Source organism: Streptomyces sp. NPDC030893, assembly GCF_055571535.1.
In genome coordinates this window covers 113,644-135,566 of record NZ_JBVIFC010000002.1, presented here as the reverse complement: position 1 = coordinate 135,566, position 21,923 = coordinate 113,644, and the positions used below count along the sequence as shown (strand labels likewise).

Sequence of the window (21,923 nt, the reverse complement as noted above, 5' to 3'; positions counted from 1 at the left end):
ATCAGTCCACCGTCACGTAGTCGGGGCCGGAGTAGCGGCCGGTGGCCAGCTTCTGGCGCTGCATCAGCAGGTCGTTCAGCAGCGAGGACGCGCCGAAGCGGAACCAGTGGTTGTCCAGCCAGTCCTCGCCCGCGGTCTCGTTGACCAGGACCAGGAACTTGACGGCGTCCTTCGACGTGCGGATGCCGCCGGCCGGCTTCACGCCGACCTGGACGCCGGTCAGGGCGCGGAAGTCGCGGACGGCCTCCAGCATGAGGAGGGTGTTGGCGGGGGTCGCGTTGACGGCGACCTTGCCGGTGGAGGTCTTGATGAAGTCCGCGCCGGCCAGCATGCCGAGCCAGCTCGCCCGGCGGATGTTGTCGTACGTCGACAGCTCGCCCGTCTCGAAGATGACCTTCAGGCGGGCGTTCGTCCCGCAGGCCTCCTTCACGGCGGTGATCTCGTCGTACACCTTCAGGTAGTTCCCCGCGAGGAACGCCCCCCGGTCGATGACCATGTCGATCTCGTCCGCACCGGCGGCGACGGCCTCGCGGACGTCCGCCAGCTTCACGGCGATGGGGGCACGGCCGGCCGGGAACGCGGTGGCGACGGAGGCGACCTTGACGGCGGAGCCGGCCACCGCCTCCTTCGCCGTGGCCACCATGTCGGGGTAGACGCAGACCGCTGCCGTGGCGGGCGTGGTGCGGTCGGTCGGGTCGGGGCGGACCGCCTTCGCGCCGAGCGCCCGGACCTTGCCCGGGGTGTCCGCGCCTTCCAGCGTCGTCAGGTCGACCATCGAGATGGCGAGGTCGATGGCGTACGCCTTCGCGGTCGTCTTGATCGAACGGGTGCCGAGGGAGGCGGCCCGCGCCTCCAGGCCGACCGCGTCGACGCCGGGCAGCCCGTGGAGGAAGCGGCGCAGCGTGCCGTCGGACGCGGTGACGTCGCTGAGAGCGTGTGGTGCAGTGGTGGGCATGGTCACCAGACGAGCATATCTACGCGCGTAGCGGCTGTACAGCCCCGGGTGGGATCTGCCGCGGGGGCGGTGGTGCGGGGGCTGCTGCGGGGGTGGTGGGGCTTGTGGGGTGCGTTGAGTCCACCGCGTACGGGGTGGATTCAGGCGTCGGGCAGAATCGGGAGCATGACGAGCCCCGAGCACCAGTCGCCCGACCCGGAGCCCACGAAGCCCGCCGGGTCCGGGTCCGCGACGCCCCTCAACAAGGACCGGATCTACCGCTCGCCCGCGGCCCTGGTCGGCGGTGTGCTGCTGCTCGCCGTTGTCGGCTGGCTCGGCATCGACGCGGTGGTCGCCGGAGAGGGCCGTACCCCGTGGCTCGCCCTCGCCACCATGCTCCTTCTCGTGCCGCTGGTCGTCGCCTACACCCTGCGCCCCGCCGTCTACGTCAACGACGACCGCCTGCGCGTCCGCAACCCCTTCCGCTTGATCACACTGCCCTGGGGAGAGGTCGCCTCGCTGCGGTCCGGTTTCTCCAACGAGGTCTACGCCCGGACCGGCGAGAAGTACCAGCTCTGGGCCCTTCCGGTCTCGCTGCGGGCCCGTGGGCGGGCGGCACGGCACGAGTCGCGGGCCGCCGCGCGGGCGGCGCGGGACGCGCGCGTCGGCGGTGGTGGCGGTGGCGGTGGTGGCCGCGGTGGCCGTGGTGGCGGGGACGGGATCGGTCCGGGTGCCGTTGCCCCCGGGCCCCGGCGGCATGAGAGCGACCGGGCGATGGAGGAGATGCGTGAGCTGCGCGAGCAGCGGCACGGTGCGGAGGCCGCACAGGGCGAGGTGACCGTGCGGTGGGCCTACGAGGTCGTGGGGCCCGCCGTCGCGGGGGCGCTGTTGCTGGCTGTGCTGCTGGCGGTGGGGTGAGGGACGCGGGGCGACGTGTTCGCCCCGCGCGAGTTCGGTTCCTCAGATGCCGGCTGCTTCGGAAAGGTCTCGCTTGAGCCTTTCGAGGAGCGCCGTCGCCTTCGTACGGGCCTCCGGGAGGGCGGTCTTCGACGCCACCGGGACCACCACCTCCAGGTAGCACTTCAGCTTCGGTTCCGTGCCGCTCGGGCGGACGACGACCCTCGCGCCGTCCAGCGTGTAGCGCAGGCCGTCGGTGGGCGGGAGCGTCGCAGTGCCCCGGGTCAGGTCCTCGGCGGTGGTGATCCGCAGACCGGCCAGCTCGGTTGGCGGCTGGTCGCGCAGCCTGCGCATCGCGGAGGCGATCAGGGCGAGGTCCTCGACGCGGACCGAGAGCTGGTCGGTGGCGTGCAGGCCGTGCTCGACGGCGAGGTCGTCCAGGAGGTCGAGGAGGGTACGGCCCTCTTCCTTGAGCGTGGAGGCCAGTTCCGTGAGGAGCAGCGCCGCCGTGATGCCGTCCTTGTCCCTTACGCCGTCCGGGTCGACGCAGTAGCCGAGCGCCTCCTCGTAGCCGTAGCGCAGGCCCTCGACCCTGGCGATCCACTTGAAGCCGGTCAGGGTCTCCTCGTACGGCAATCCGGCCTTCTCGGCGATACGGCCCAGGAGGCTCGACGAGACGATCGACTCCGCGAACGTGCCGGTCGCTCCGCGGCGGACCAGGTGGGCGGCGAGCAGCGCGCCGACCTCGTCGCCGCGCAGCATGCGCCAGTCCCCGCCGTCCTTCACGGCGGCGGCGCAGCGGTCGGCGTCGGGGTCGTTGGCGATGACCAGGTCCGGGTCCGTCTCACGCGCCTTCGCGAAGGCGAGGTCCATCGCGCCGGGCTCCTCCGGATTGGGGAACGCGACGGTCGGGAACTCCGGGTCGGGGTCGGCCTGCTCGGCGACGAGGACGGGGGTGGGGAAGCCTGCGCGGGCGAACGCGGCGAGGAGGACGTCCTTGCCGACGCCGTGCATCGCCGTGTAGACGGTGCGGGCCGTGCGGGGGGAATCCTTGGCGAGGACCGCGTCCGTGCGGGCGAGGTAGGCGTCGAGGACCGTGTCGTCGAGGGTCTGCCAGCCTTCGGTGGGGCGGGGGACGGTGGTGAGGGAGGCCACCGCGTCGATCTCGGCGGCGATCTCCGCGTCGGCCGGGGGGACGATCTGGGAGCCGTCGCCGAGGTACACCTTGTAGCCGTTGTCGCGGGGCGGGTTGTGGCTGGCGGTGACCTCCACGCCGGCGACCGCGCCGAGGTGCCGTATGGCGAAGGCGAGGACGGGGGTGGGGAGGGGGCGGTTCAGTACGGCCGCTTTGAGGCCGGCGCCGGTCATCACGGCGGCGGTGTCCTCGGCGAACGTCTGCGACTTGTGGCGGGCGTCGTAGCCGATGACGACGAGGCCGTCGGTGTGGCCGTTCCTCTTGAGGTACGCGGCGAGGCCGGCGGCGGCTCGGATGACCACGGAGCGGTTCATGCGCATCGGGCCCGCGCCGAGCTCGCCGCGGAGGCCGGCGGTGCCGAACTGGAGGGTGCCGGCGAAGCGTGCGGCGAGTTCGGCGTGGTCGCCGGTGCGGATGAGGCCGGCGAGTTCGTCGCAGGTGTCCGGGTCGGGGTCCTCGGTGAGCCATGCCTGGGCCTGGGCGATGAGGGCGTCGTCGTCTGCCACGGTTGGTCGGCCTCTCTGGGTCGTGGTCTGTCAGGGTGTCACGTGGTGTGGGTGGTGGGTGGTCGGTGGTGGGTGGCTCGAGGCCGGTGGTCGTATGCCTGCGGCGCCGCTGTCCCTCCGGTGGGGGTGCGCGTAGCGCCTACGGGGGGTGGGTGGGTCGGGGCCGCGTCGGGGGTACTCGTCCTCGGACTGGCGCGGAATAGGTCGGCTGGAGGGGGTTCGGGGCGCGGACGCGCCAGTCGCTGCGGGCGAGCACCCCCGCCCCGTCCCCTTCCCGCCGCGCGCGACCATTGCCGCGCCCTCGCCGTCCACGCCGGTCGCCGTGTGCGGCTTTCCCACCGCCCGCGCCCTGCAAGGGCCGGGCTGCGCAACCACTCCCGGCCCCTCCGCGATCCGCGGGCAGCCGCCCGCCGCCCTACGCGGGCAGTCGTGCCTCCCCCAGAGGGGGTACCCCCAGGGCGGCACGGGTGGGCGCGACGGCACCCCGCTCGCGCCGGGCTGCGCAACCTCCCCCGGCCCGCACCCACGCCGGGCAACCGGTGAAACACGGGGCTGTACAGCCCACCTTGCCGGTGCCGGCGCCAGGGAGGCCAATGCAGCACGGGGCTGCACAGCCCGCCGGTACCCGCGCCGGGGGCACCGGCACCGCACCCGGGCTGGACAGCCCGCCGCCCTACAACCGCCCCAGCACCTGAGTCAGCAGCGCCCCCATCCGCGTCGCCGAGTCCCGCCCGGCCTGGAGGACCTCCTCGTGGTTCAGCGGCTCCCCCGTCATCCCCGCGGCCAGGTTGGTGACCAGCGAGATGCCCAGCACCTCCGCACCCGCCTCCCGCGCGGCGATCGCCTCGAGGACCGTCGACATGCCGACCAGGTCCGCCCCGATCACCCGGGCCATCCGGATCTCCGCCGGAGTCTCGTAGTGCGGCCCGGGGAACTGCGCGTAGACCCCTTCCTCCAGGCTCGCGTCGATCTCCTTGCACAGCGCCCGCAGTCGCGGCGAGTACAGGTCGGTCAGGTCGACGAAGTTCGCGCCGACGATCGGCGACGTGGCCGTGAGGTTGATGTGGTCGCTGATCAGGACCGGCTGGCCGGGGCGCATGCCCTGGCGCAGGCCGCCGCAGCCGTTGGTCAGGACGATCGTCTTGGCGCCCGCCGCGACCGCCGTACGGACACCGTGGGCGACGGACGCGACGCCCCGGCCCTCGTAGTAGTGCGTACGGCCCAGGAAGACCAGGGCGCGCTTCGCGCCGATGCGGTACGAGCGGATCTTGCCTCCGTGGCCCTCGACCGCCGGCGGCGGGAAGCCGGGCAGCTCCGTGACCTGGAACTCGGCCTCGGGCGTCCCGAGGGCGTCCACGGCCGGGGCCCAGCCGGAGCCCATCACGAGGGCGACGTCGTGGGTCTCGGCGCCCGTGAGTTCGCGCAGGCGCGCGGCGGCGGCGTCGGCCGCGGCGTAGGGGTCGCCCTGGATGTCGTCCGGAAGAAGAGAAGCGTTCACGCGAAGAGGGTAGCCGGTATTCGCCTACGCGCGTAGATGTCGAAGGTGACGGGTTGGCGATCGTTGTTTTGTCGTTTTCCACCAAAGGGCGTCAGCAGGGACGCTTGCGCAGTTCCATCACGTAGTCGTGGGGCGCCCCCGCGGACTCGGCCGCGTCGGCGATCTCCCCCAGGTAGCGGGCCGAGGGCAGGCCGCCCTCGTAACTGTTCAGGACGTAGGTCCAGGCCCGGTCCTCGCCGTCCAGGGTGTGGACGCGCACCCGGGTGCGGCGGTAGAGGTCCAGGCCGCTCGCCCCTTCCCAGCGGTCCAGCGACTCCTCGTCCATCGGGGCGATGTCGTAGAGCGCCACGAAGACCTGCGAGATCGGGTCCTCGACCAGGGTCGCGAGGGAACCGTCCCAGCCCATGTGCTCACCGCCGAACGTCAGCCGCCATCCGTTGAGCCAGCCGGTGGCGCGCAGCGGCGAGTGCGGGGCGCGGCGGGACATCAGCCGCGCGTCGAGGTTGCCGGCGTACGCGGCGTAGAGCGACATGGAGGAAGGGTACGGCAGGGACAACGGGCGACCCTTCCGTAACGGCGGGGCCACGGCTGCGGCCCCCGGGCGGTCGCACGGTGAAGTGTGCGGGACAATGGAGTACGTGACTCGGATCGTGATCATCGGTGGCGGACCCGGCGGATACGAAGCGGCGCTGGTCGCCGCGCAGCTCGGCGCGGAGGTGACCGTCGTCGACTGCGACGGCCTGGGCGGCGCGTCGGTGCTCACCGACTGCGTGCCGTCCAAGACCCTGATCGCCACGGCCGAGGTGATGACCACGTTCGACTCCTCCTACGAGGAGCTCGGCATCATCGTCGCCGACGACACCCCGCACATCGAGCAGGCCGCCCGCGTGGTCGGCGTGGACCTCGGCAAGGTCAACCGGCGTGTGAAGCGGCTCGCCCTGGCGCAGTCGCACGACATCACCGCGTCCGTGACGCGGGCCGGGGCGCGGGTGCTGCGCGGGCGCGGCCGGCTGGAGGGCATGCAGGCGCTCGACGGGTCGCGCAAGGTCGTGGTGCGCGCCGCCGACGGGAGCGAGGAGACGCTCACCGCGGACGCGGTGCTCATCGCCACCGGCGGCCACCCGCGGGAACTGCCGGACGCCCGGCCCGACGGCGAGCGGATCCTCAACTGGACGCAGGTGTACGACCTGGACGAGCTTCCCGAGGAGCTCATCGTGGTCGGTTCCGGTGTCACGGGCGCCGAGTTCGCCGGCGCCTACCAGGCGCTCGGGTCCCGGGTGACCCTCGTGTCCTCGCGCGACCGGGTGCTGCCGGGCGAGGACCCGGACGCGGCCGCCGTGCTGGAGGACGTCTTCCGGCGCCGCGGCATGAACGTCATGGCACGCTCCCGAGCCGCCTCCGCCAAGCGGGTCGGCGACCGGGTGGAGGTGACGCTCGCCGACGGGCGCGTCATCACCGGGTCGCACTGTCTGATGGCCGTCGGCGCCATTCCGAACTCCGCGGGCATGGGCCTGGAGGAGGCCGGGGTCAGGCTGCGGGACTCCGGCCACATCTGGACCGACAAGGTCTCCCGGACCACCGCCCCCGGCGTCTACGCCGCCGGTGACGTCACCGGTGTCTTCGCGCTCGCCTCGGTGGCGGCGATGCAGGGCCGCATCGCCATGTACCACTTCCTGGGCGACGCGGTCGCCCCGCTGAACCTCAAGACGGTCTCGTCGAACGTCTTCACCGACCCCGAGATCGCCACCGTCGGCTACTCCCAGGCCGATGTCGACGGCGGGAAGATCGACGCCCGCGTGGTGAAGCTGCCACTGCTGCGCAACCCGCGCGCGAAGATGCAGGGCATCCGCGACGGCTTCGTCAAGATCTTCTGCCGTCCGGGCACCGGCATCGTGGTGGGCGGAGTGGTCGTGGCGCCGCGCGCCTCGGAACTCATCCACCCCATCTCGATCGCGGTCGACAACAATCTGACCGTCGAGCAGATCGCGAACGCCTTCACCGTGTACCCCTCGCTGTCGGGGTCGATCGCCGAGGTGGCGCGGCAGTTGCACACGCGTAAGACGGGCGGCGAGGGCTGACCACCGGAACCCGCACCGGCCCTATACCACTTGGTGTGGGGCCGTGCGAACAACTTCTGCTATTCAGCGCAAACTGCTGAAAGCAGACGGTCGCCGGCGTTACTGTCAGTTTCGTGTTCGCTGCAGAACGTCGCCAATTGATCCTCGAAATGGTGCGAGCGAACGGAGCCGTGTCGCTCCGTGAACTCGCCCGCGTCGTCCAGACCTCCGAAGTGACCGTACGGCGGGACGTGCGCGCGCTGGAGGCAGAAGGACTCCTCGACCGCCGGCACGGCGGTGCGGTACTTCCGGGCGGTTTCACGCGAGAGTCCGGATTTCCGCAGAAGTCTCATCTCGCGACCGCCGAAAAGACCGCCATCGCCGACCTCGCCGCGAACTTCGTGGAAGAGGGCGAGGCCATCGTGGTCGGCGCGGGTACCACCACGCAGGAGCTGGCCCGCCGGCTCGCCCGGGTGCCCGGGCTGACGGTCGTCACCAACTCCCTGCTGGTCGCCCAGGCGTTGGCCCACGCCAACCGGGTGGAGGTCGTGATGACCGGCGGTACGCTCCGCGGTTCGAACTACGCCCTCGTCGGCAGCGGTGCCGAGCAGTCCCTGCAGGGGCTGAGGGTGTCGCGGGCGTTCCTCTCCGGGAGCGGTCTGACCGCCGAGCGCGGGCTGTCCACGTCCAACATGCTGTCGGCGTCCGTCGACCGGGCGCTGGTGCAGGCCGCGGCGGAGGTGGTGGTCCTCGCGGATCACACGAAGCTCGGTACGGACACGATGTTCCAGACCGTGCCGACGGATCTGATCACCCGGCTGGTGACGGACGAGCCGCCCGCGCACGACGACCGGGCGGCGACCGAGCTTCAGGCGCTCGCGGATCAGGGCGTGCAGATCGCTGTCGCGGGGGCGCCGGGGGGTTCCGCGGGCGCCGGGGGTGAGGGCCCGCCGTCGGCCGGCCGGCGCCGGGACGTACCGCTTCCCGGTCCCCGACGGCAGGGGCCCGGACTGCGTACGGCGGTGGCGCTGGGGGCGGCGGCGGAGCAGGGGCCGGGCGCGGGGCCGGTGGGGCAGGGGGCTGAGCGGGCGGCTCGGGTGGCGGATCTTCGGAGACGGTGAAGCGCTGCGCGGCGGGTGGGGTGCCCGGTGCCGGGTGTCTGGTGCCGGGTGTCTGGTGTTGACGGGGGTGGCCCCGTCGTCCCCCGGTCCGGGGGGTGACCGCGCCTGATGGCGGCGGCGGGGATGCGCACCCGCGATGCCGGCCGGGTGGCGCCGCGCGGCCCGGTGCCTTTGCACTCGCCGTGCGTGGGTGTGGGCCGGGGGGTGTTCGCGCAGCCCGGCGCTTACGGGGTGCCGTCGCGCCCACCCGTGCCGCCCCAGCGGCACGACTGCCCGCGGAGCGCGGGGGAGCGGGACGACTGGTCGCGGAGCGCGGGGGAGCGGCATGACTGCCCGCGGGGCGCGGGGCAGCGGGGCGACTGGTCGCGGAGCGCGGGGGAGCGGCATGACTGGTCGCGGGGCGCGGGGGAGCGGCATGACTGGGCGCGGGGGAGCGGGACGACTGGTCGCGGGGGGTTGCCCGCGGGCGCGTATGGCGATCGGGGTGGATGGCGCAGTGGGCGGCAGTGGTCGCGGGCGGCGGGGAGGGGTCGGGGCGGGGGTGGTCGCCCGCAGTGGCTGGCGCGTCCGCGCCCCCAGCCCCTCCAGCGAGCCTATTTCGCGCCAGTCCGAGGACGGCCACCCCCGACCCGGCCCCGCACCACCCACCGCCCGTAGGCGCTACCGCACCCCCACCGGAGGGACAGTGGCGCCGCAGGCATACGACCACCGGCCGTCAGCCGGACGACGTGTCAGTCCTTGATCTCGCAGATGGCCGCGCCGGACGTCACCGACGCGCCGACCTCCGCGGTCAGGCCCTTGACCGTGCCCGAGCGGTGGGCGTTCAGGGGCTGTTCCATCTTCATGGCCTCCAGGACCACGACCAGGTCGCCCTCCTTGACCTCCTGCCCCTCCTCCACGGCGATCTTCACGATCGTGCCCTGCATCGGGGAGGCGAGGGTGTCGCCCGAGGCCACCGGGCCGGACTTCTTCGACGCCCGCCGCTTCGGCTTGGCGCCCGCCGCCAGACCCGTACGGGCCAGGGACATCCCCAGCGACGCCGGCAGTGAGACCTCAAGGCGCTTGCCGCCGACCTCGACGACCACCGTCTCGCGGCCCGCGTCCTCCTCGGCCTCCACGTCCACCGCGGCGGCGAACGGCTTGATCTCGTTGACGAACTCCGTCTCGATCCACCGCGTGTGCACCGTGAAGGGATCGTCCGAACCGGTGAGTTCGGGCGCGAACGCCGGGTCCTTCACCACCGCGCGGTGGAACGGGATGGCCGTGGCCATGCCCTCGACCTGGAACTCCTCCAGCGCCCGGGACGCCCGCTCCAGGGCCTCCTTGCGGGTACGGCCGGTGACGATCAGCTTCGCCAGCAGCGAGTCCCACGCCGGACCGATGACCGACCCGGACTCGACACCCGCGTCCAGCCGCACGCCCGGACCCGACGGCGGGGCGAACGTGGTGACCGTGCCGGGGGCCGGCAGGAAGTTGCGCCCCGGGTCCTCGCCGTTGATGCGGAACTCGAAGGAGTGCCCCCGCAGCACCGGGTCGTCGTAGCCGAGCTCCTCGCCGTCGGCGATGCGGAACATCTCCCGTACGAGGTCGATGCCCGCGACCTCCTCGGTCACCGGGTGCTCCACCTGCAGACGCGTGTTGACCTCGAGGAAGGAGATCGTCCCGTCCAGGCCGACCAGGAACTCCACGGTGCCGGCACCGACGTAACCGGCCTCCTTGAGGATGGCCTTGGAGGCGGAGTACAGCTCCTCCAGCTGGGCGTCGGAGAGGAAGGGCGCGGGGGCCTCCTCGACCAGCTTCTGGTGCCGCCGCTGGAGCGAGCAGTCACGGGTGGAGACCACGACCACGTTGCCGTGTCGGTCGGCCAGGCACTGCGTCTCCACGTGCCGCGGCTTGTCGAGGTAGCGCTCGACGAAGCACTCGCCCCGCCCGAACGCGGCCACCGCCTCGCGCACGGCGGAGTCGTACAGCTCCGGCACCTCTTCGAGCGTGCGGGCGACCTTCAGCCCGCGCCCGCCACCGCCGAACGCGGCCTTGATGGCGATCGGCAGCCCGTGCTGCTCGGCGAAGGCGACGACCTCGTCGGCACCGGAGACCGGGTCGGGCGTGCCCGCCACCAGGGGGGCGCCCGCGCGCTGAGCGATGTGCCGGGCGGCGACCTTGTCACCCAGGTCGCGGATGGCCTGCGGCGGCGGGCCGATCCAGTTCAGGCCCGCGTCCAGGACCGCCTGCGCGAACTCGGCGTTCTCGGAGAGGAAGCCGTAGCCGGGATGGACGGCGTCCGCGCCCGATTCACGGGCTGCCTTCAGGACCTTGTCGATGTCGAGGTAACTGGTGGCCGGAGTGTCACCGCCCAGGGCGAACGCCTCATCCGCGGCGCGGACATGCAGAGCGTCCCGGTCCGGGTCGGCATAGACGGCAACGCTCGCGATTCCGGCATCCCGGCAGGCCCGGGCCACGCGGACAGCGATTTCGCCACGGTTGGCGATGAGCACCTTGCGCACGATTGAGGCTCCCTCCTTGAAACAAGCCGAGTTTAGGGACTGCCGACACGGCACTTCGACCCGTCCCCAGTGGTGAGCTTGCCCACACGGAGCGTGATGCCAGGCTTGCTCGACCCGCGAAATCCCTTGTCGCACCTGGGTACGCGGGATTCCTCCCGGAAACCCTAGCCGCCAGATGTGGTCAAGGTCTCTGTGAGAGCGTGCTGCGGCCCACTCTGATTCTTTGTCGAGTCCCTACGAATGGCCCAATGATTCTTTGCCCCTCGTAGAACCCTTGTACCGAGGTTTACCCGTTAGTAGCCTTCGCGTCGGCCCGAACATACTCGGGGTAACCACAGTCATGCTCGAAAGTGGGTGGGGGCCGGTGGTGCGCAGACCGGTGGCGTGGGTCGTGGCGCTCGTACTGTTCGCCGAGGCGCTCGGCATCGCGGCGGTGAACTGGTTGCTGGGCGTCGTCGTCGACCGGCAGGACATGTCCCTGGCGGGTCTCGACCCGCACATGATGTCGGTGTCCTCGAAGGCGGGCGGAGTCGTCTTCGGGCTCTACTTCGCCCTGTGCGGCCTGGTGGCCCTGCTGGTCGCCCTGCGCGACCGGGCGCCGGCCGGTGCCGGCAGGGTGCTGCTGATCAGCGCCGCGGTGGTGCACGGGCTGCTGGGCGCGTTCGCGTGGGGGCTGATCGGCTGGGCCGCGTTCCTGTTCATGGTGGTCGTCCTCGGCCTGATCGTGCTGCTCCTGATGACGTACGACGGCCGCCCCGACGCGCCCGTCGGCACCACGCCCGGGAGCAGTCCCGGTACGGATCCCGGGAGCGGCCCCGGTACGGCTCCCGCGGAGGGCTCCCCCGTCACGCCTCCCGCGGCGCCCACAGCTCCGTGATGCCGACGCCCAGTTCGGCCAGCAGACGGCGCACCAGGGGCAGGCTGATGCCGATCACGTTGCCGTGGTCGCCGTCGATGCCGTCGATGAACGGCGCCGAGCGGCCGTCCAGGGTGAACGCCCCGGCCACGTGGAGCGGTTCCCCGGAGGCGACGTACGCGGCGATCTCCTCGTCCGAGGGATCACCGAAACGGACGACGGTGGAAGCGGTGGCGGACGCGTACCGGCCGCTGAGCGTGTCGTAGACGCAGTGGCCGGTCTGGAGCGTGCCCGCGCGGCCCCGCATGGCCTTCCAGCGTGCGGTGGCCTCCTCGGCGTCCGCGGGCTTGCCGAGGGCTCGGCCGTCCAGGTCAAGGACCGAGTCGCAGCCGATCACCAGAGCCCCCTTGACCTCCGGCTTCGCGGCGACGACGGAGGCCTTGGCCTCGGCCAGGGCGAGCGCCAGTTCGGCGGGGGTGGGGGCGGTGACGGCGTCCTCGTCGACCCCGCTCACGATCACCTCGGGCGCGAGTCCGGCCTGGCGGAGCAGCCCGAGCCGGGCGGGGGACTGGGAGGCGAGCACGAGGCGGCGGCGCGGGTCAGCTGTCATGCGGTCAGCGTATCGACGTCGCCCGGACGCCTCACCTCACACCGATCACGATCATGGCGAGCACCATGGCCAGCGCCATGAGAACGCCCAGCCGCCGCAGCATGTCCTGCATGTCCCGCAGTTCTTTCGGCGGCTCGTTCTCGGGGTCGGACCACAGCATGTCACCAGCGTGCGGCTTGGCAGGCCGGGGTGCCTGAGTACGCGTACTCAAGTAGGGGTGCGGCGTTGTTCCGCCGTGCGGCTGCTTAGGCATGCGGCCGCTTTGTCGTGCGGCTGATCCGCGCGGCTGCTTTGTCGTGCGGCCGCTCCGTCGTGCGGCCGCTCCGTCGTGCGGCCGCGGGCGCGGAGCTGGGGGTGCAGCTCCGCGCGACCGGGTCTAGCTCGGCCAGTAGGTGCGCGTCCACGACACCGGGCCCGGCTGGGGCAGGCGGTGGGCGGCGATGCGGGACGGGTCCGACCAGGCATCGCGCGGTGCGGGCGCGCCGGACGGCACGGCGGACGCCGCCGCGGCGCGGGCCCGGACCACCGCCAGTGCGGCGGCCAGCTCCTCCGGGGTGGGGTTGCCCCGTACGACCTTGATCACAGCAGCTCCTTACCGGTCTCTACAGGGGGATGTTGCCGTGCTTCTTCGGGGGCAGGCTCTCGCGCTTGGTGCGCAGCTGGCGCAGGCCGCGGACGATGTGGCGGCGGGTGTCGGACGGCATGATCACCGCGTCGACGTAGCCGCGCTCGGCCGCGACGTAGGGGTTGAGGAGGGCGTCCTCGTACTCCTGCATCAACCGGGCGCGGGCCTCGTCCGGGTCGTCCGACTCGGCGATGGTGCGGCGGTGCAGGATGTTGACGGCGCCCTGCGCGCCCATCACGGCGATCTGCGCGGTGGGCCAGGCAAGGTTGAGGTCGGCGCCCAGGTGCTTGGAGCCCATGACGTCGTAGGCGCCGCCGAAGGCCTTGCGGGTGATGACCGTGATGAGGGGGACGGTGGCCTCGGCGTAGGCGAAGATCAGTTTGGCGCCGCGGCGGATGATGCCGTCGTGCTCCTGGTCCACGCCGGGCAGGAAGCCAGGGACGTCGACGAAGGTGAGCACCGGGATGTTGAAGGCGTCGCAGGTGCGCACGAAGCGGGCCGCCTTCTCGGAGGCGGTGATGTCCAGGCAGCCGGCGAACTGCATCGGCTGGTTGGCGACGATGCCGACGGGCCGGCCCTCGACGCGGCCGTAGCCGGTGAGGATGTTCGGCGCGAACAGCGGCTGCGTCTCGAAGAACTCGCCGTCGTCGAGGACGTGCTCGATGACGGAGCGCATGTCGTAGGGCTGGTTCGCCGAGTCCGGGACGATCGCGTCGAGTTCGCGGTCCTCGTCGGTGACCGTGAGGTCGGCCTCCTCGGGGAAGGCCGGGGGCTCGGAGAGGTTGTTGGACGGGAGGTAGGACAGGAGCTGCTTGACGTACTCGATCGCGTCCTTCTCGTCGCCGGCCATGTGGTGGGCGACGCCGGAGGCGGTGTTGTGGGTGCGGGCGCCGCCGAGTTCCTCGAAGCCGACGTCCTCGCCGGTGACCGTCTTGATGACGTCCGGGCCGGTGATGAACATGTGGCTGGTCTGGTCGACCATGATCGTGAAGTCGGTGATCGCGGGGGAGTAGACCGCGCCGCCCGCGCAGGGGCCGACGACCAGGCTGATCTGCGGGATCACGCCGGAGGCGTGGGTGTTGCGGCGGAAGATCTCACCGTACGCGCCGAGGGAGGCCACACCCTCCTGGATGCGGGCGCCGCCGGAGTCGTTGATGCCGATGACCGGGCAGCCGGTCTTCAGCGCGAAGTCCATGACCTTGACGATCTTCTGGCCGTAGACCTCGCCGAGGGCTCCGCCGAAGACGGTGAAATCCTGGGAGAAGACGGCGACCGGGCGGCCGTCGACGGTCCCGTAGCCGGTGACGACGCCGTCGCCGTAGGGGCGGTTGGCGTCCAGGCCGAAGTTGGTGGAGCGGTGCCGGGCGAACTCGTCCAGTTCGACGAAGGAACCCTCGTCGAGCAGGAGATCGATCCGCTCACGCGCCGTCAGCTTGCCCTTGGCATGCTGCTTTTCGACGGCGCGTGCGGAGCCGGCGTGCGTCGCCTCTTCGATGCGACGCTGAAGATCCGCGAGCTTGCCCGCGGTCGTGTGAATGTCAGGCTGCTGCTCTTCCGGCTCGGACATCGGGATGCGGCTCCCTGCCTGCTCAAAAGGGGGGACGGTTACTCATCCGTAGCGTAGTGGGGGGTCTTCGCTTCGGCAGTGCGGCGTTCCCCACACCTAGGGTGACTTGCATGACGCCGCGAGATGCATCAGAACCGTACGGGAGCCGTTGGTCCGACCTGGAGCGGCCGCCGCTCAACGCGCGGGCGTTGAGGCGGGGGCTGGTGCGGGAGGGGGCGCTGTGGTCCTCGGTGGAGGTGGTGCAGCGGACCGGGTCGACGAACTCGGACCTGGTGGCGCGGGCCGTGGCGGGCGAGGTGGGTGAGGGTGCCGTTCTCGTCGCCGAGGAGCAGACGGCCGGGCGGGGGCGGCTGGACCGGCAGTGGAGCGCGCCCGCCCGGTCGGGGCTGTTCTTCTCCGTGCTGCTCACTCCGCGGGACGTGCCGGTGGACCGGTGGGGGTGGCTGCCGTTGCTGACGGGGGTGGCGGTGGCCACGGGGCTGTCGCGGGCGGCGGGGGTCGATACGGCGCTGAAGTGGCCGAACGATGTGCTGGTGACCGTGGGGGGAGCCGAGCGCAAGGCCGGGGGGATCCTGGCGGAGGGGGCCGGTCAGGGCGGTGGTGTCGTGGTGGGGGTCGGGATCAACGTCAGCCTGCGGGCGGAGGAGCTTCCGGTGCCGGGGGCGGGGTCGCTGGCGCTGGCGGGGGCGGTGAGCACGGACCGGGATCCGCTGCTGCGGGCTGTGCTGCGGGGGCTGGAGGAGTGGTACGGGCGGTGGCGGGACGCGGGCGGGGACGCGGGGGCTTGCGGCTTGCAGGAGACGTACGCGGCGGGGTGCGCGACGCTCGGGCGGAGGGTGCGGGCGGAGCTGCCGGGGGGGCGGGCGCTGGTGGGGGAGGCGGTCGCGGTGGACGGGGACGGGCGGTTGGTGCTGGCTACGGAGTCGGGGATGCGGGAACCGGTGGGCGCGGGGGACATCGTGCACCTGCGGCCTGCGTCGTCGTCCGGCTGACGGCGGGTGGTCGTATGCCTGCGGCGCCGCTGTCCCTCCGGTGGGGGTGCGGGTCTTGTGCCTGCGGCGCCACTGTTCCTTCGGTGGGGGTGCGGGTAGCGCCTGCGGTGGGTGGGTGGGTCGGTGCCGGGTCGGGGGTGGCCGTCCTCGGACTGGCGCGGAATAGGCCGGCTGGTAGGGGTTCGGGGCGTGGACGCGCCAGTCGCTGCGGGCGACCACCCCCGCCCCGTCCCCTCCCCGCCGTACGCGCCTGCGGGCAGCCCCCCGCGCTCCGCGGGCAGTCGTGCCGCTGGGGCGGCACGGGTGGGCGCGACGGCACCCCGCTCGCGCCGGGCTGCGCGGACACCCCCCGGCCCGCACCCACGCCGGGCAACCGGTGCAGCGCCGGGCTGCACAACACCCCCCGGCCGCCATCAACGCCGGGTTGCGAAACCCGCCCCGCCCCCACCCCCGGCCCAACCCAACAGAGTGAGCTGGCGCACACCTGCCGTAGAGTTGAGGCCGGTCGATACAGGGCCGTGGCAGATCGGAAGGGCAACAAACGCGTGACCGTCGACGACTCGGGTTCTGCGGACGCGCAGGGCGACGGCGAGGATCCGCTTGCTCTGCGCCTCGAGCAGCTCATTCTGGGCGCCGAGCGCCGCTACACACCGTTTCAGGCGGCCCGCAGCGCCGGTGTGACCATGGAGCTGGCCACCCGCTTCTGGCGAGCCATGGGTTTCGCCGACGTCGGACAGGCCAAGGCCCTGACGGAGGCCGACGTCCTCGCGCTGCGCCGGCTCGCCGGTCTCGTGGAGGCGGGGCTGCTCAGCGAGGCCATGGCGGTGCAGGTGGCGCGGTCCACCGGGCAGACCACCGCCCGGCTGGCCGAATGGCAGATCGATTCGTTCCTGGAAGGGCTGACCGAGCCGCCCGAGCCGGGGATGACCCGTACCGAGGTGACGTACCCGATCGTCGAGTTGCTCCTGCCCGAGCTGGAGGAGTTCCTGGTCTACGTCTGGCGCCGGCAGCTCGCCGCTTCGGCCGGGCGGGTCGTGCAGGGGGCCGACGACGAGGAGATGGTCGACCGGCGGCTGGCGGTCGCCTTCGCGGATCTCGTGGGGTTCACGCGGCTGACCCGGCGGATGGAGGAGGAGGAGCTCGGCGAGCTCGTCGAGGCTTTCGAGACCACCGCCGCCGATCTCGTCGCCGCGCGCGGCGGGCGGCTCATCAAGACGCTGGGCGACGAGGTGCTCTACGCCGCCGACGACGCGGGTACCGCCGCGGAGATCGCCATACGGCTGGTCGAAACCCTGGCGAACGACGAGACCATGCCGGAGCTGCGGGTCGGTATGGCGTTCGGCACGGTGACCACCCGGATGGGCGATGTGTTCGGTACGACGGTCAATCTGGCTTCCCGCCTCACCTCCATAGCCCCCCGTGACGCCGTGCTCGTCGACACCGCGTTCGCCGAGGAACTGATCCGTACCGGTGACGCACCCGCCTCCGAGGCCGCCGCGGCCGAGGCGGTCGCCGCGGCGGAGAAGGAGGGCGAGGAGCCGCCGACGTACCGGTTCGCGCTCCAGCCGATGTGGCAGCGGCCGGTGCGTGGACTGGGTGTGGTGGAGCCCTGGCTGCTCACTCGTCGTCACGAGGCTCCTCCGTCTGCCTCCTAGCCCTTCTGGTCCCTCTGGTGCGTGCGCCTAGTACGGCTGTCCCGTGCCCACGCACAGGCCGATGATCGGTACGCACAGGCCGGGAGCAGGCACGGGGTCCGGTTCCGGGGGCGGTGCGGTCGGTCTGTCCGGTGGGGGCGGTTTCCCGTGTGCGGGGGGTGGCGGGCCGGGTGGGCGGGGTGTGTCGGGGCGTCTGCCGGTCGGGGGTTCGGGGGGTGGTGGGTTCGTCGTCGTTTCCGGGGCCGGGGGGCTGGGGGGTGTGGGTGGGCGTGGGCCGGGTGGGGTGACGGGGGTTGTGCGCTTGCCGCCGAGGGCCTTGGGGGAGGACGGGCTCGGTTGTGGGGTCGGTGGCGTCGTCGGCGTGTTCCGCGGGGGTGTGCTCGGCGGGGTGCTCGTGGGCGTGTCCTGGTGGACGGTGGGGCGGGGGCCCGCTTCCACGCCGGTGCCCGGTCCTCCTTCGGGGGCCGTGGTCAGGCGGAGCAGGGCGACGGCTCCGGCGGCCAGGGCCAGGCCGCTCGCGGCCAGCAGCGCCTTGCGGGGGCGGGGCCTGCGGTGGCGACCCCGGAGGCGGCCGGTCCGGGTGGGTGGCTGCGCCGGTCTCTTCGGTGTCATCGCTGTCCTCCCCTGCCGCGCGCCCCCGACGCGCCGCGGTGTGCGCACGCTATGCGCTCCCGTGAGGGGAGGGACCGCAGTCGGCCGGATGTCACTCGAACGGGTGGCCGGGGGGTGACGAGGGAACTGGACGTGCGCCCTTTTCCGGGTGGGCGTCGGCTGCGATGATCGGGACGAGCGAAAAGTTAACCCGCGTTAACCGGAGGGTGTCATGAGTGAGGAACGGTTCGGGGAGTTCGTGCTGGTGCGCCGGCATGAGCGGGGGCATGTCGCGGAGCTCGTTCTCGACCGGCCCAAGGCCATGAACGCCGTGTCCACGGAGATGGCCCGGTCGATCGCCGGGGCCTGCGCGGCGCTGGGTGAGGACCGTGACGTACGGGCGGTGGTGCTGACCTCGTCGCACGAGCGGGCGTTCTGTGTGGGGGCCGATCTGAAGGAGCGCAATTCCTTCAGCGATGCCGATCTGGTGCGTCAGCGGCCCGTGGCGCGCGGGGCGTACACCGGGGTGCTCGGGCTGCCGGTGCCCACGGTGGCCGCCGTTCACGGCTTCGCGCTCGGGGGCGGCTTCGAGCTCGCCCTGTCGTGCGATGTGATCGTCGCCGACCGTACGGCGGTGGTGGGGCTGCCCGAGGTGTCCGTCGGGGTGATTCCGGGCGGGGGCGGTACGCAGTTGCTGCCCCGCAGAGTGGGGGCGGCGCGGGCCGCCGAGCTGATCTTCACGGCCCGGCGGGTGGAAGCCGGTGAGGCGCGGGAGCTGGGGCTGGTCGACCAGTTGGTGGACGAGGGGCGGGACCGGGAGGAGGCGCTGGCCATGGCGTCCCGGATCGCCGCGAACTCCCCGGTCGGACTGCGGGCGGCCAAGCGGGCGCTGCGGCTCGGGCACGGGCTCGATCTGCCCGCCGGGCTCGAGGTCGAGGATGCCGCCTGGCGGTCCGTGGCGTTCTCGGGGGACCGGGCGGAGGGTGTCGCCGCCTTCAACGAGAAGCGCAGGCCGGAGTGGCCCGGGGAGTAGAGGGGAGAGCTCCTCGTTCGCTTCCTCGATGTCCCCATAAGTGAAGAACCTCCCTAATCTTGGGATATGGGTGAGGAGAGCCGGCTGGCGGCCGTGGTGGCGCTGGCGCAGGGCATGGCCGCCGCGCACGGATCGCGGGAGGCCTGGCGGGCCGCGGCCGGCGGGGCCTGCCGGGCGCTGGGCGGGAGTTTCGCCGCGCTGTCGGTGTGGGAGCGGGAGCTCGGGCGGCTGCGGGTGCTGGTGAATGTCGGGGAGCTGGCCGAGGGGGAGGAGGAGTTCCCGGAGGACGAGTCCTATCCGGTGCATCAGTTCGCGGAGATCACCGAGTTCCTGCACGAGCGGTGGGCGGGGGGCGGTGAGCCCGACGCGTGGGTGGAGACCGCCGAGGGGCCCTCGGCGGGGCGGGCGGGGTACTGCCAGCAGCGGGTCGCGGCCCTCAGGCGGCGGGGGCGCGGATGCTGTGTGGTCGCGCCGATCGTGCTGCACGGGCGGGCCTGGGGCGAGCTGTACGTGGCCCGGCCGGCCGGTGTGCCGGTCTTCGGGCGCGGTGACGCCGACTTCGCCACCGTGCTGGCGGCCGTGGTGGCGGCGGGGATCGCCCAGACGGAGCGGCTGGAGGAGGCGCGGCGGCTGGCCTTCACGGACGCGCTGACCGGGCTGGCCAACCGGCGCGCCGTGGACGCCCGGCTCGACGAGGCGGTGGAGCGGCACCGGCGGGACGGGGCCGTCGTCAGCCTGGTGGTGTGCGATCTGAACGGGCTGAAGCGGGTCAACGACACGCTGGGGCACGCCGTGGGGGACCGGCTGCTGGAGCGGTTCGGGACCGTGCTGTCGCTGTGCGGGGCCATGCTGCCCGGGGCCCTGGCCGCGCGGCTCGGCGGGGACGAGTTCTGTCTGCTGGTGGTGGGGCCGCCGGCCGACGAGGTCGTCAAGGCCGCCGACGAGGTGTGCCGGCGGGCCGTGGAGCTGGGCATCGGGGACGGTGTGGCCTGCGGGGTGGCGTCCACGGAGGATCCCGTCGGGCCGGTGCACTCCGCCCGGCGGCTGTTTCGGCTGGCCGACGCGGCGCAGTACCGGGCGAAGGCCGAGCGCGCCGCGCATCCGGTGGTGGCCGGGCGGGAGGCGCCGGACGATCCCGTGGTGCGGCTCGCGGACGAACCGTCGCGGGCGCCGGACGGGGAGCGGCGCCGGTTCCGGGGGCGCCATTCGCCGTAGCGTGCCGGTAAGGGGCGCGGCTCCGGTCCAGGGGTGACACCGTGGCATTCACTGCGTACGCTCCTGAATATGGATATGCACAATGTGGTGGTGGGGCCGGCCGGCGTGACCGCGTCCGACGTGCTCGCCGTGGCGCGCGGCGGTGCCCGCGTCGAACTGTCCGCGGAGGCGGTGGCCGCTCTCGCCGCGTCCCGCGAGATCGTGGACGCCCTGGCCGCGAAGCCGGAACCCGTCTACGGGGTGAGCACCGGGTTCGGCGCCCTGGCGACCCGGCACATCAGCCCGGACCTGCGCGACCGGCTGCAGCGCAACATCGTCCGCTCGCACGCCGCCGGCATGGGGCCCCGGGTGGAGCGGGAGGTCGTCCGCGCGCTGATGTTCCTGCGGCTGAAGACGGTCTGCTCCGGGCGCACCGGCGTCCGGCCCGAGGTCGCGCGGACCATGGCGGAGGTGCTGAACGCCGGGATCACCCCGGTCGTCCACGAGTACGGCTCGCTGGGCTGCTCCGGCGACCTGGCGCCGCTGTCCCACTGCGCCCTCACCCTCATGGGCGAGGGTGACGCGGAGGGCCCCGACGGGAGCGTGCGGCCGGCCGGCGAACTGCTCGCCGAACACGGCATCCGGCCCGTCGAACTGCGCGAGAAGGAGGGGCTCGCCCTCCTCAACGGCACCGACGGCATGCTCGGCATGCTGGTCATGGCCCTCGCCGACCTGGACCTGCTCTACAAGTCCGCCGATGTCACGGCCGCCCTCAGCCTCGAGGCCCTGCTCGGCACCGACCGGGTGCTCGCCCCCGAGCTGCACGCCATCCGCCCGCATCCGGGTCAGGCCGCCAGCGCCGCCAACATGCTGGCCGTACTGAAGGATTCGGGGCTGACGGGCCATCACCAGGACGACGCCCCCCGGGTCCAGGACGCCTACTCGGTGCGCTGCGCCCCGCAGGTCGCCGGTGCCGGGCGGGACACCCTGGCCCACGCCCGGCTGGTCGCGGAGCGTGAACTGGCCGCCGCCGTCGACAATCCGGTGGTGCTGCCCGACGGGCGGGTGGAGTCCAACGGCAACTTCCACGGGGCGCCGGTCGCCTATGTCCTGGACTTCCTCGCCATCGCCGTCGCCGACCTCGCCTCCATCGCCGAGCGCCGCACCGACCGCCTGCTCGACAAGAACCGCAGCCACGGCCTGCCGCCGTTCCTCGCCGACGACGCCGGCGTCGACTCCGGGCTGATGATCGCTCAGTACACGCAGGCGGCGCTGGTCAGCGAGTTGAAGCGGCTCGCCGTACCGGCGTCGGCGGACTCGATCCCGTCCTCCGCGATGCAGGAGGACCACGTCTCCATGGGCTGGTCGGCGGCGCGCAAACTCCGTACGGCCGTGGACAATCTCACCCGGGTCGTCGCCGTGGAACTGTACGCGGCCACGCGGGCCGTGGAACTGCGGGAGGGGCTGACGCCGGCTCCGGCGACACGGGCCGTCGTCGAGGCCTTGCGGGAAGCGGGCGTGGGCGGCCCGGGGCCGGACCGGTACCTGGCCCCCGACCTCGCGGCGGCGGACGCGTTCGTACGGGACGGGCGGCTGGTCGAGGCCGTGGAGAAGGTCACCGGGCCGCTGCGCTGACCCCCCTGCCGTGCCCCGCGGACGGAGACCGATCGCGGGGCCGGCGCACGGGCCCTAGAAGTCCAGCCGCTCCCGGCGCACCGAATAGGCGACGAAGCCGGCGCCGAGGGCGAGGCTGGCCGTGCCGCCGATGATGTACGGCGTGCTGTCGAAGCTGCCGGTGTCCGCGAGGCGGACGTCCTCGCCGGTGCCCTCCAGCGAGGCCGGCGCGGTGTCGGTCACGGCTCTCGCCTGCTCGGTGACCTGCGGAGACGGGCTCGCCGACGAGGTGTCGGCCACCGGCGTGTCGGACGACGCGTTGGCTGAGGGGACGAACCACAGGGCGCACAGCAGGGTGCCCGCGGCGGTGGCGGTCAGCAACGGACGGAGCGCGGATGACACGGAATATCGATCCCCTTGTGGCGCTGGCGAATTGGCCGTGTGGTGCGATGTTAATGAAAGGCGCGGGTCACA

Annotated in this window: 19 protein-coding genes; 9 read left to right on the top strand and 10 right to left on the bottom strand. The window is 72.7% G+C overall.

Annotation, left to right across the window (positions count from 1 at the left end; all coding sequences use genetic code 11):
- Position 1 precedes the first annotated feature (1 nt).
- Positions 2–955 carry a deoxyribose-phosphate aldolase gene (gene deoC / locus ACZ434_RS05310; protein WP_468452901.1) on the bottom strand — a complete coding sequence of 318 codons (954 nt, stop codon included), beginning with the start codon at positions 953–955 and terminating at the stop codon, positions 2–4.
- A gap of 165 nt (positions 956–1,120) precedes the next feature.
- Between deoC and ACZ434_RS05305 the strand changes: the two genes are divergently transcribed.
- Positions 1,121–1,852, top strand: a complete 732-nt coding sequence (locus tag ACZ434_RS05305) for a PH domain-containing protein (protein ID WP_468452043.1) — start codon at positions 1,121–1,123, stop codon at positions 1,850–1,852.
- A gap of 42 nt (positions 1,853–1,894) precedes the next feature.
- Here ACZ434_RS05305 and ACZ434_RS05300 read toward each other — a convergent pair whose 3' ends face one another.
- From ACZ434_RS05300 to ACZ434_RS05290, 3 genes are all read right to left on the bottom strand, one after another.
- Positions 1,895–3,532, bottom strand: a complete 1,638-nt coding sequence (locus tag ACZ434_RS05300; protein WP_468452041.1) for a phospho-sugar mutase — start codon at positions 3,530–3,532, stop codon at positions 1,895–1,897.
- A gap of 673 nt (positions 3,533–4,205) precedes the next feature.
- Positions 4,206–5,030 carry a purine-nucleoside phosphorylase gene (locus ACZ434_RS05295; protein WP_468452039.1) on the bottom strand — a complete coding sequence of 275 codons (825 nt, stop codon included), beginning with the start codon at positions 5,028–5,030 and terminating at the stop codon, positions 4,206–4,208.
- A 91-nt stretch (positions 5,031–5,121) separates the two neighbouring features.
- Complete coding sequence (locus ACZ434_RS05290) at positions 5,122–5,562, bottom strand: gamma-glutamylcyclotransferase family protein (protein ID WP_468452037.1); 441 nt, start codon at positions 5,560–5,562, stop codon at positions 5,122–5,124.
- Positions 5,563–5,659: 97 nt separating this feature from the next.
- Here ACZ434_RS05290 and ACZ434_RS05285 point away from each other — a divergent pair, with 97 nt between their 5' ends.
- A complete protein-coding gene (locus ACZ434_RS05285; protein ID WP_468452035.1) occupies positions 5,660–7,108 on the top strand; it encodes an NAD(P)H-quinone dehydrogenase in 1,449 nt (482 codons plus the stop codon).
- Positions 7,109–7,257: 149 nt separating this feature from the next.
- Positions 7,258–8,208, top strand: coding sequence for a DeoR/GlpR family DNA-binding transcription regulator (locus ACZ434_RS05280; protein ID WP_468452033.1), 951 nt, complete (start codon positions 7,258–7,260; stop codon positions 8,206–8,208).
- A 731-nt stretch (positions 8,209–8,939) separates the two neighbouring features.
- Here the strand turns inward: ACZ434_RS05280 and ACZ434_RS05275 are convergent.
- Positions 8,940–10,712: an acetyl/propionyl/methylcrotonyl-CoA carboxylase subunit alpha gene (locus ACZ434_RS05275; RefSeq protein ID WP_468452031.1), complete on the bottom strand. Its 1,773-nt coding sequence runs from the start codon at positions 10,710–10,712 to the stop codon at positions 8,940–8,942.
- A gap of 340 nt (positions 10,713–11,052) precedes the next feature.
- Here ACZ434_RS05275 and ACZ434_RS05270 point away from each other — a divergent pair, with 340 nt between their 5' ends.
- Positions 11,053–11,589, top strand: a complete 537-nt coding sequence (locus ACZ434_RS05270) for a hypothetical protein (protein ID WP_468452029.1) — start codon at positions 11,053–11,055, stop codon at positions 11,587–11,589.
- Here the strand turns inward: ACZ434_RS05270 and ACZ434_RS05265 are convergent.
- The 4 genes from ACZ434_RS05265 to ACZ434_RS05250 form a co-directional block, all read right to left on the bottom strand.
- Entirely contained in the window at positions 11,558–12,178 is a 621-nt protein-coding gene (locus ACZ434_RS05265; RefSeq protein ID WP_468452027.1) for a Maf family protein, read from the bottom strand. The genes ACZ434_RS05270 and ACZ434_RS05265 overlap by 32 nt on opposite strands.
- Positions 12,179–12,209: 31 nt before the next feature.
- Positions 12,210–12,338 (bottom strand): morphogenic membrane protein MmpB, encoded by a 129-nt coding sequence (mmpB, locus tag ACZ434_RS05260; protein ID WP_099499542.1) that lies wholly within the window; start codon positions 12,336–12,338, stop codon positions 12,210–12,212.
- Positions 12,339–12,554: 216 nt separating this feature from the next.
- Complete coding sequence (locus ACZ434_RS05255; RefSeq protein WP_468452025.1) at positions 12,555–12,761, bottom strand: acyl-CoA carboxylase epsilon subunit; 207 nt, start codon at positions 12,759–12,761, stop codon at positions 12,555–12,557.
- A 19-nt stretch (positions 12,762–12,780) separates the two neighbouring features.
- Positions 12,781–14,370: an acyl-CoA carboxylase subunit beta gene (locus ACZ434_RS05250; RefSeq protein ID WP_468452023.1), complete on the bottom strand. Its 1,590-nt coding sequence runs from the start codon at positions 14,368–14,370 to the stop codon at positions 12,781–12,783.
- A gap of 110 nt (positions 14,371–14,480) precedes the next feature.
- Between ACZ434_RS05250 and ACZ434_RS05245 the strand changes: the two genes are divergently transcribed.
- From ACZ434_RS05245 to hutH, 5 genes are all read left to right on the top strand, one after another.
- Positions 14,481–15,362: a biotin--[acetyl-CoA-carboxylase] ligase gene (locus ACZ434_RS05245; RefSeq protein WP_468452021.1), complete on the top strand. Its 882-nt coding sequence runs from the start codon at positions 14,481–14,483 to the stop codon at positions 15,360–15,362.
- 545 nt (positions 15,363–15,907) lie between these two features.
- Entirely contained in the window at positions 15,908–17,017 is a 1,110-nt protein-coding gene (locus tag ACZ434_RS05240) for an adenylate/guanylate cyclase domain-containing protein (RefSeq protein ID WP_468452899.1), read from the top strand.
- 823 nt (positions 17,018–17,840) lie between these two features.
- Entirely contained in the window at positions 17,841–18,641 is an 801-nt protein-coding gene (locus ACZ434_RS05235) for an enoyl-CoA hydratase/isomerase family protein (RefSeq protein WP_468452019.1), read from the top strand.
- 66 nt (positions 18,642–18,707) lie between these two features.
- Entirely contained in the window at positions 18,708–19,856 is a 1,149-nt protein-coding gene (locus ACZ434_RS05230) for a GGDEF domain-containing protein (RefSeq protein ID WP_468452017.1), read from the top strand.
- 75 nt (positions 19,857–19,931) lie between these two features.
- Entirely contained in the window at positions 19,932–21,470 is a 1,539-nt protein-coding gene (gene hutH / locus ACZ434_RS05225; protein WP_468452897.1) for a histidine ammonia-lyase, read from the top strand.
- Positions 21,471–21,524: 54 nt separating this feature from the next.
- On the opposite strand, the gene ACZ434_RS05220 is transcribed toward hutH, so the two are convergent.
- A complete protein-coding gene (locus ACZ434_RS05220) occupies positions 21,525–21,851 on the bottom strand; it encodes a hypothetical protein (protein ID WP_468452015.1) in 327 nt (108 codons plus the stop codon).
- Positions 21,852–21,923 lie beyond the last annotated feature (72 nt).

Coding starts and splice junctions, on each gene's coding strand:
- deoC (WP_468452901.1), bottom strand. CDS start 955: ATGCCCACCACTGCACCACACGCTCTCAGCGACGTCACCGCGTCCGAC.
- ACZ434_RS05305 (WP_468452043.1), top strand. CDS start 1,121: ATGACGAGCCCCGAGCACCAGTCGCCCGACCCGGAGCCCACGAAGCCC.
- ACZ434_RS05290 (WP_468452037.1), bottom strand. CDS start 5,562: ATGTCGCTCTACGCCGCGTACGCCGGCAACCTCGACGCGCGGCTGATG.
- ACZ434_RS05285 (WP_468452035.1), top strand. CDS start 5,660: ATGGAGTACGTGACTCGGATCGTGATCATCGGTGGCGGACCCGGCGGA.
- ACZ434_RS05280 (WP_468452033.1), top strand. CDS start 7,258: ATGGTGCGAGCGAACGGAGCCGTGTCGCTCCGTGAACTCGCCCGCGTC.
- ACZ434_RS05270 (WP_468452029.1), top strand. CDS start 11,053: ATGCTCGAAAGTGGGTGGGGGCCGGTGGTGCGCAGACCGGTGGCGTGG.
- ACZ434_RS05265 (WP_468452027.1), bottom strand. CDS start 12,178: ATGACAGCTGACCCGCGCCGCCGCCTCGTGCTCGCCTCCCAGTCCCCC.
- mmpB (WP_099499542.1), bottom strand. CDS start 12,338: ATGCTGTGGTCCGACCCCGAGAACGAGCCGCCGAAAGAACTGCGGGAC.
- ACZ434_RS05250 (WP_468452023.1), bottom strand. CDS start 14,370: ATGTCCGAGCCGGAAGAGCAGCAGCCTGACATTCACACGACCGCGGGC.
- ACZ434_RS05245 (WP_468452021.1), top strand. CDS start 14,481: ATGACGCCGCGAGATGCATCAGAACCGTACGGGAGCCGTTGGTCCGAC.
- ACZ434_RS05235 (WP_468452019.1), top strand. CDS start 17,841: ATGAGTGAGGAACGGTTCGGGGAGTTCGTGCTGGTGCGCCGGCATGAG.
- ACZ434_RS05230 (WP_468452017.1), top strand. CDS start 18,708: ATGGGTGAGGAGAGCCGGCTGGCGGCCGTGGTGGCGCTGGCGCAGGGC.
- hutH (WP_468452897.1), top strand. CDS start 19,932: ATGCACAATGTGGTGGTGGGGCCGGCCGGCGTGACCGCGTCCGACGTG.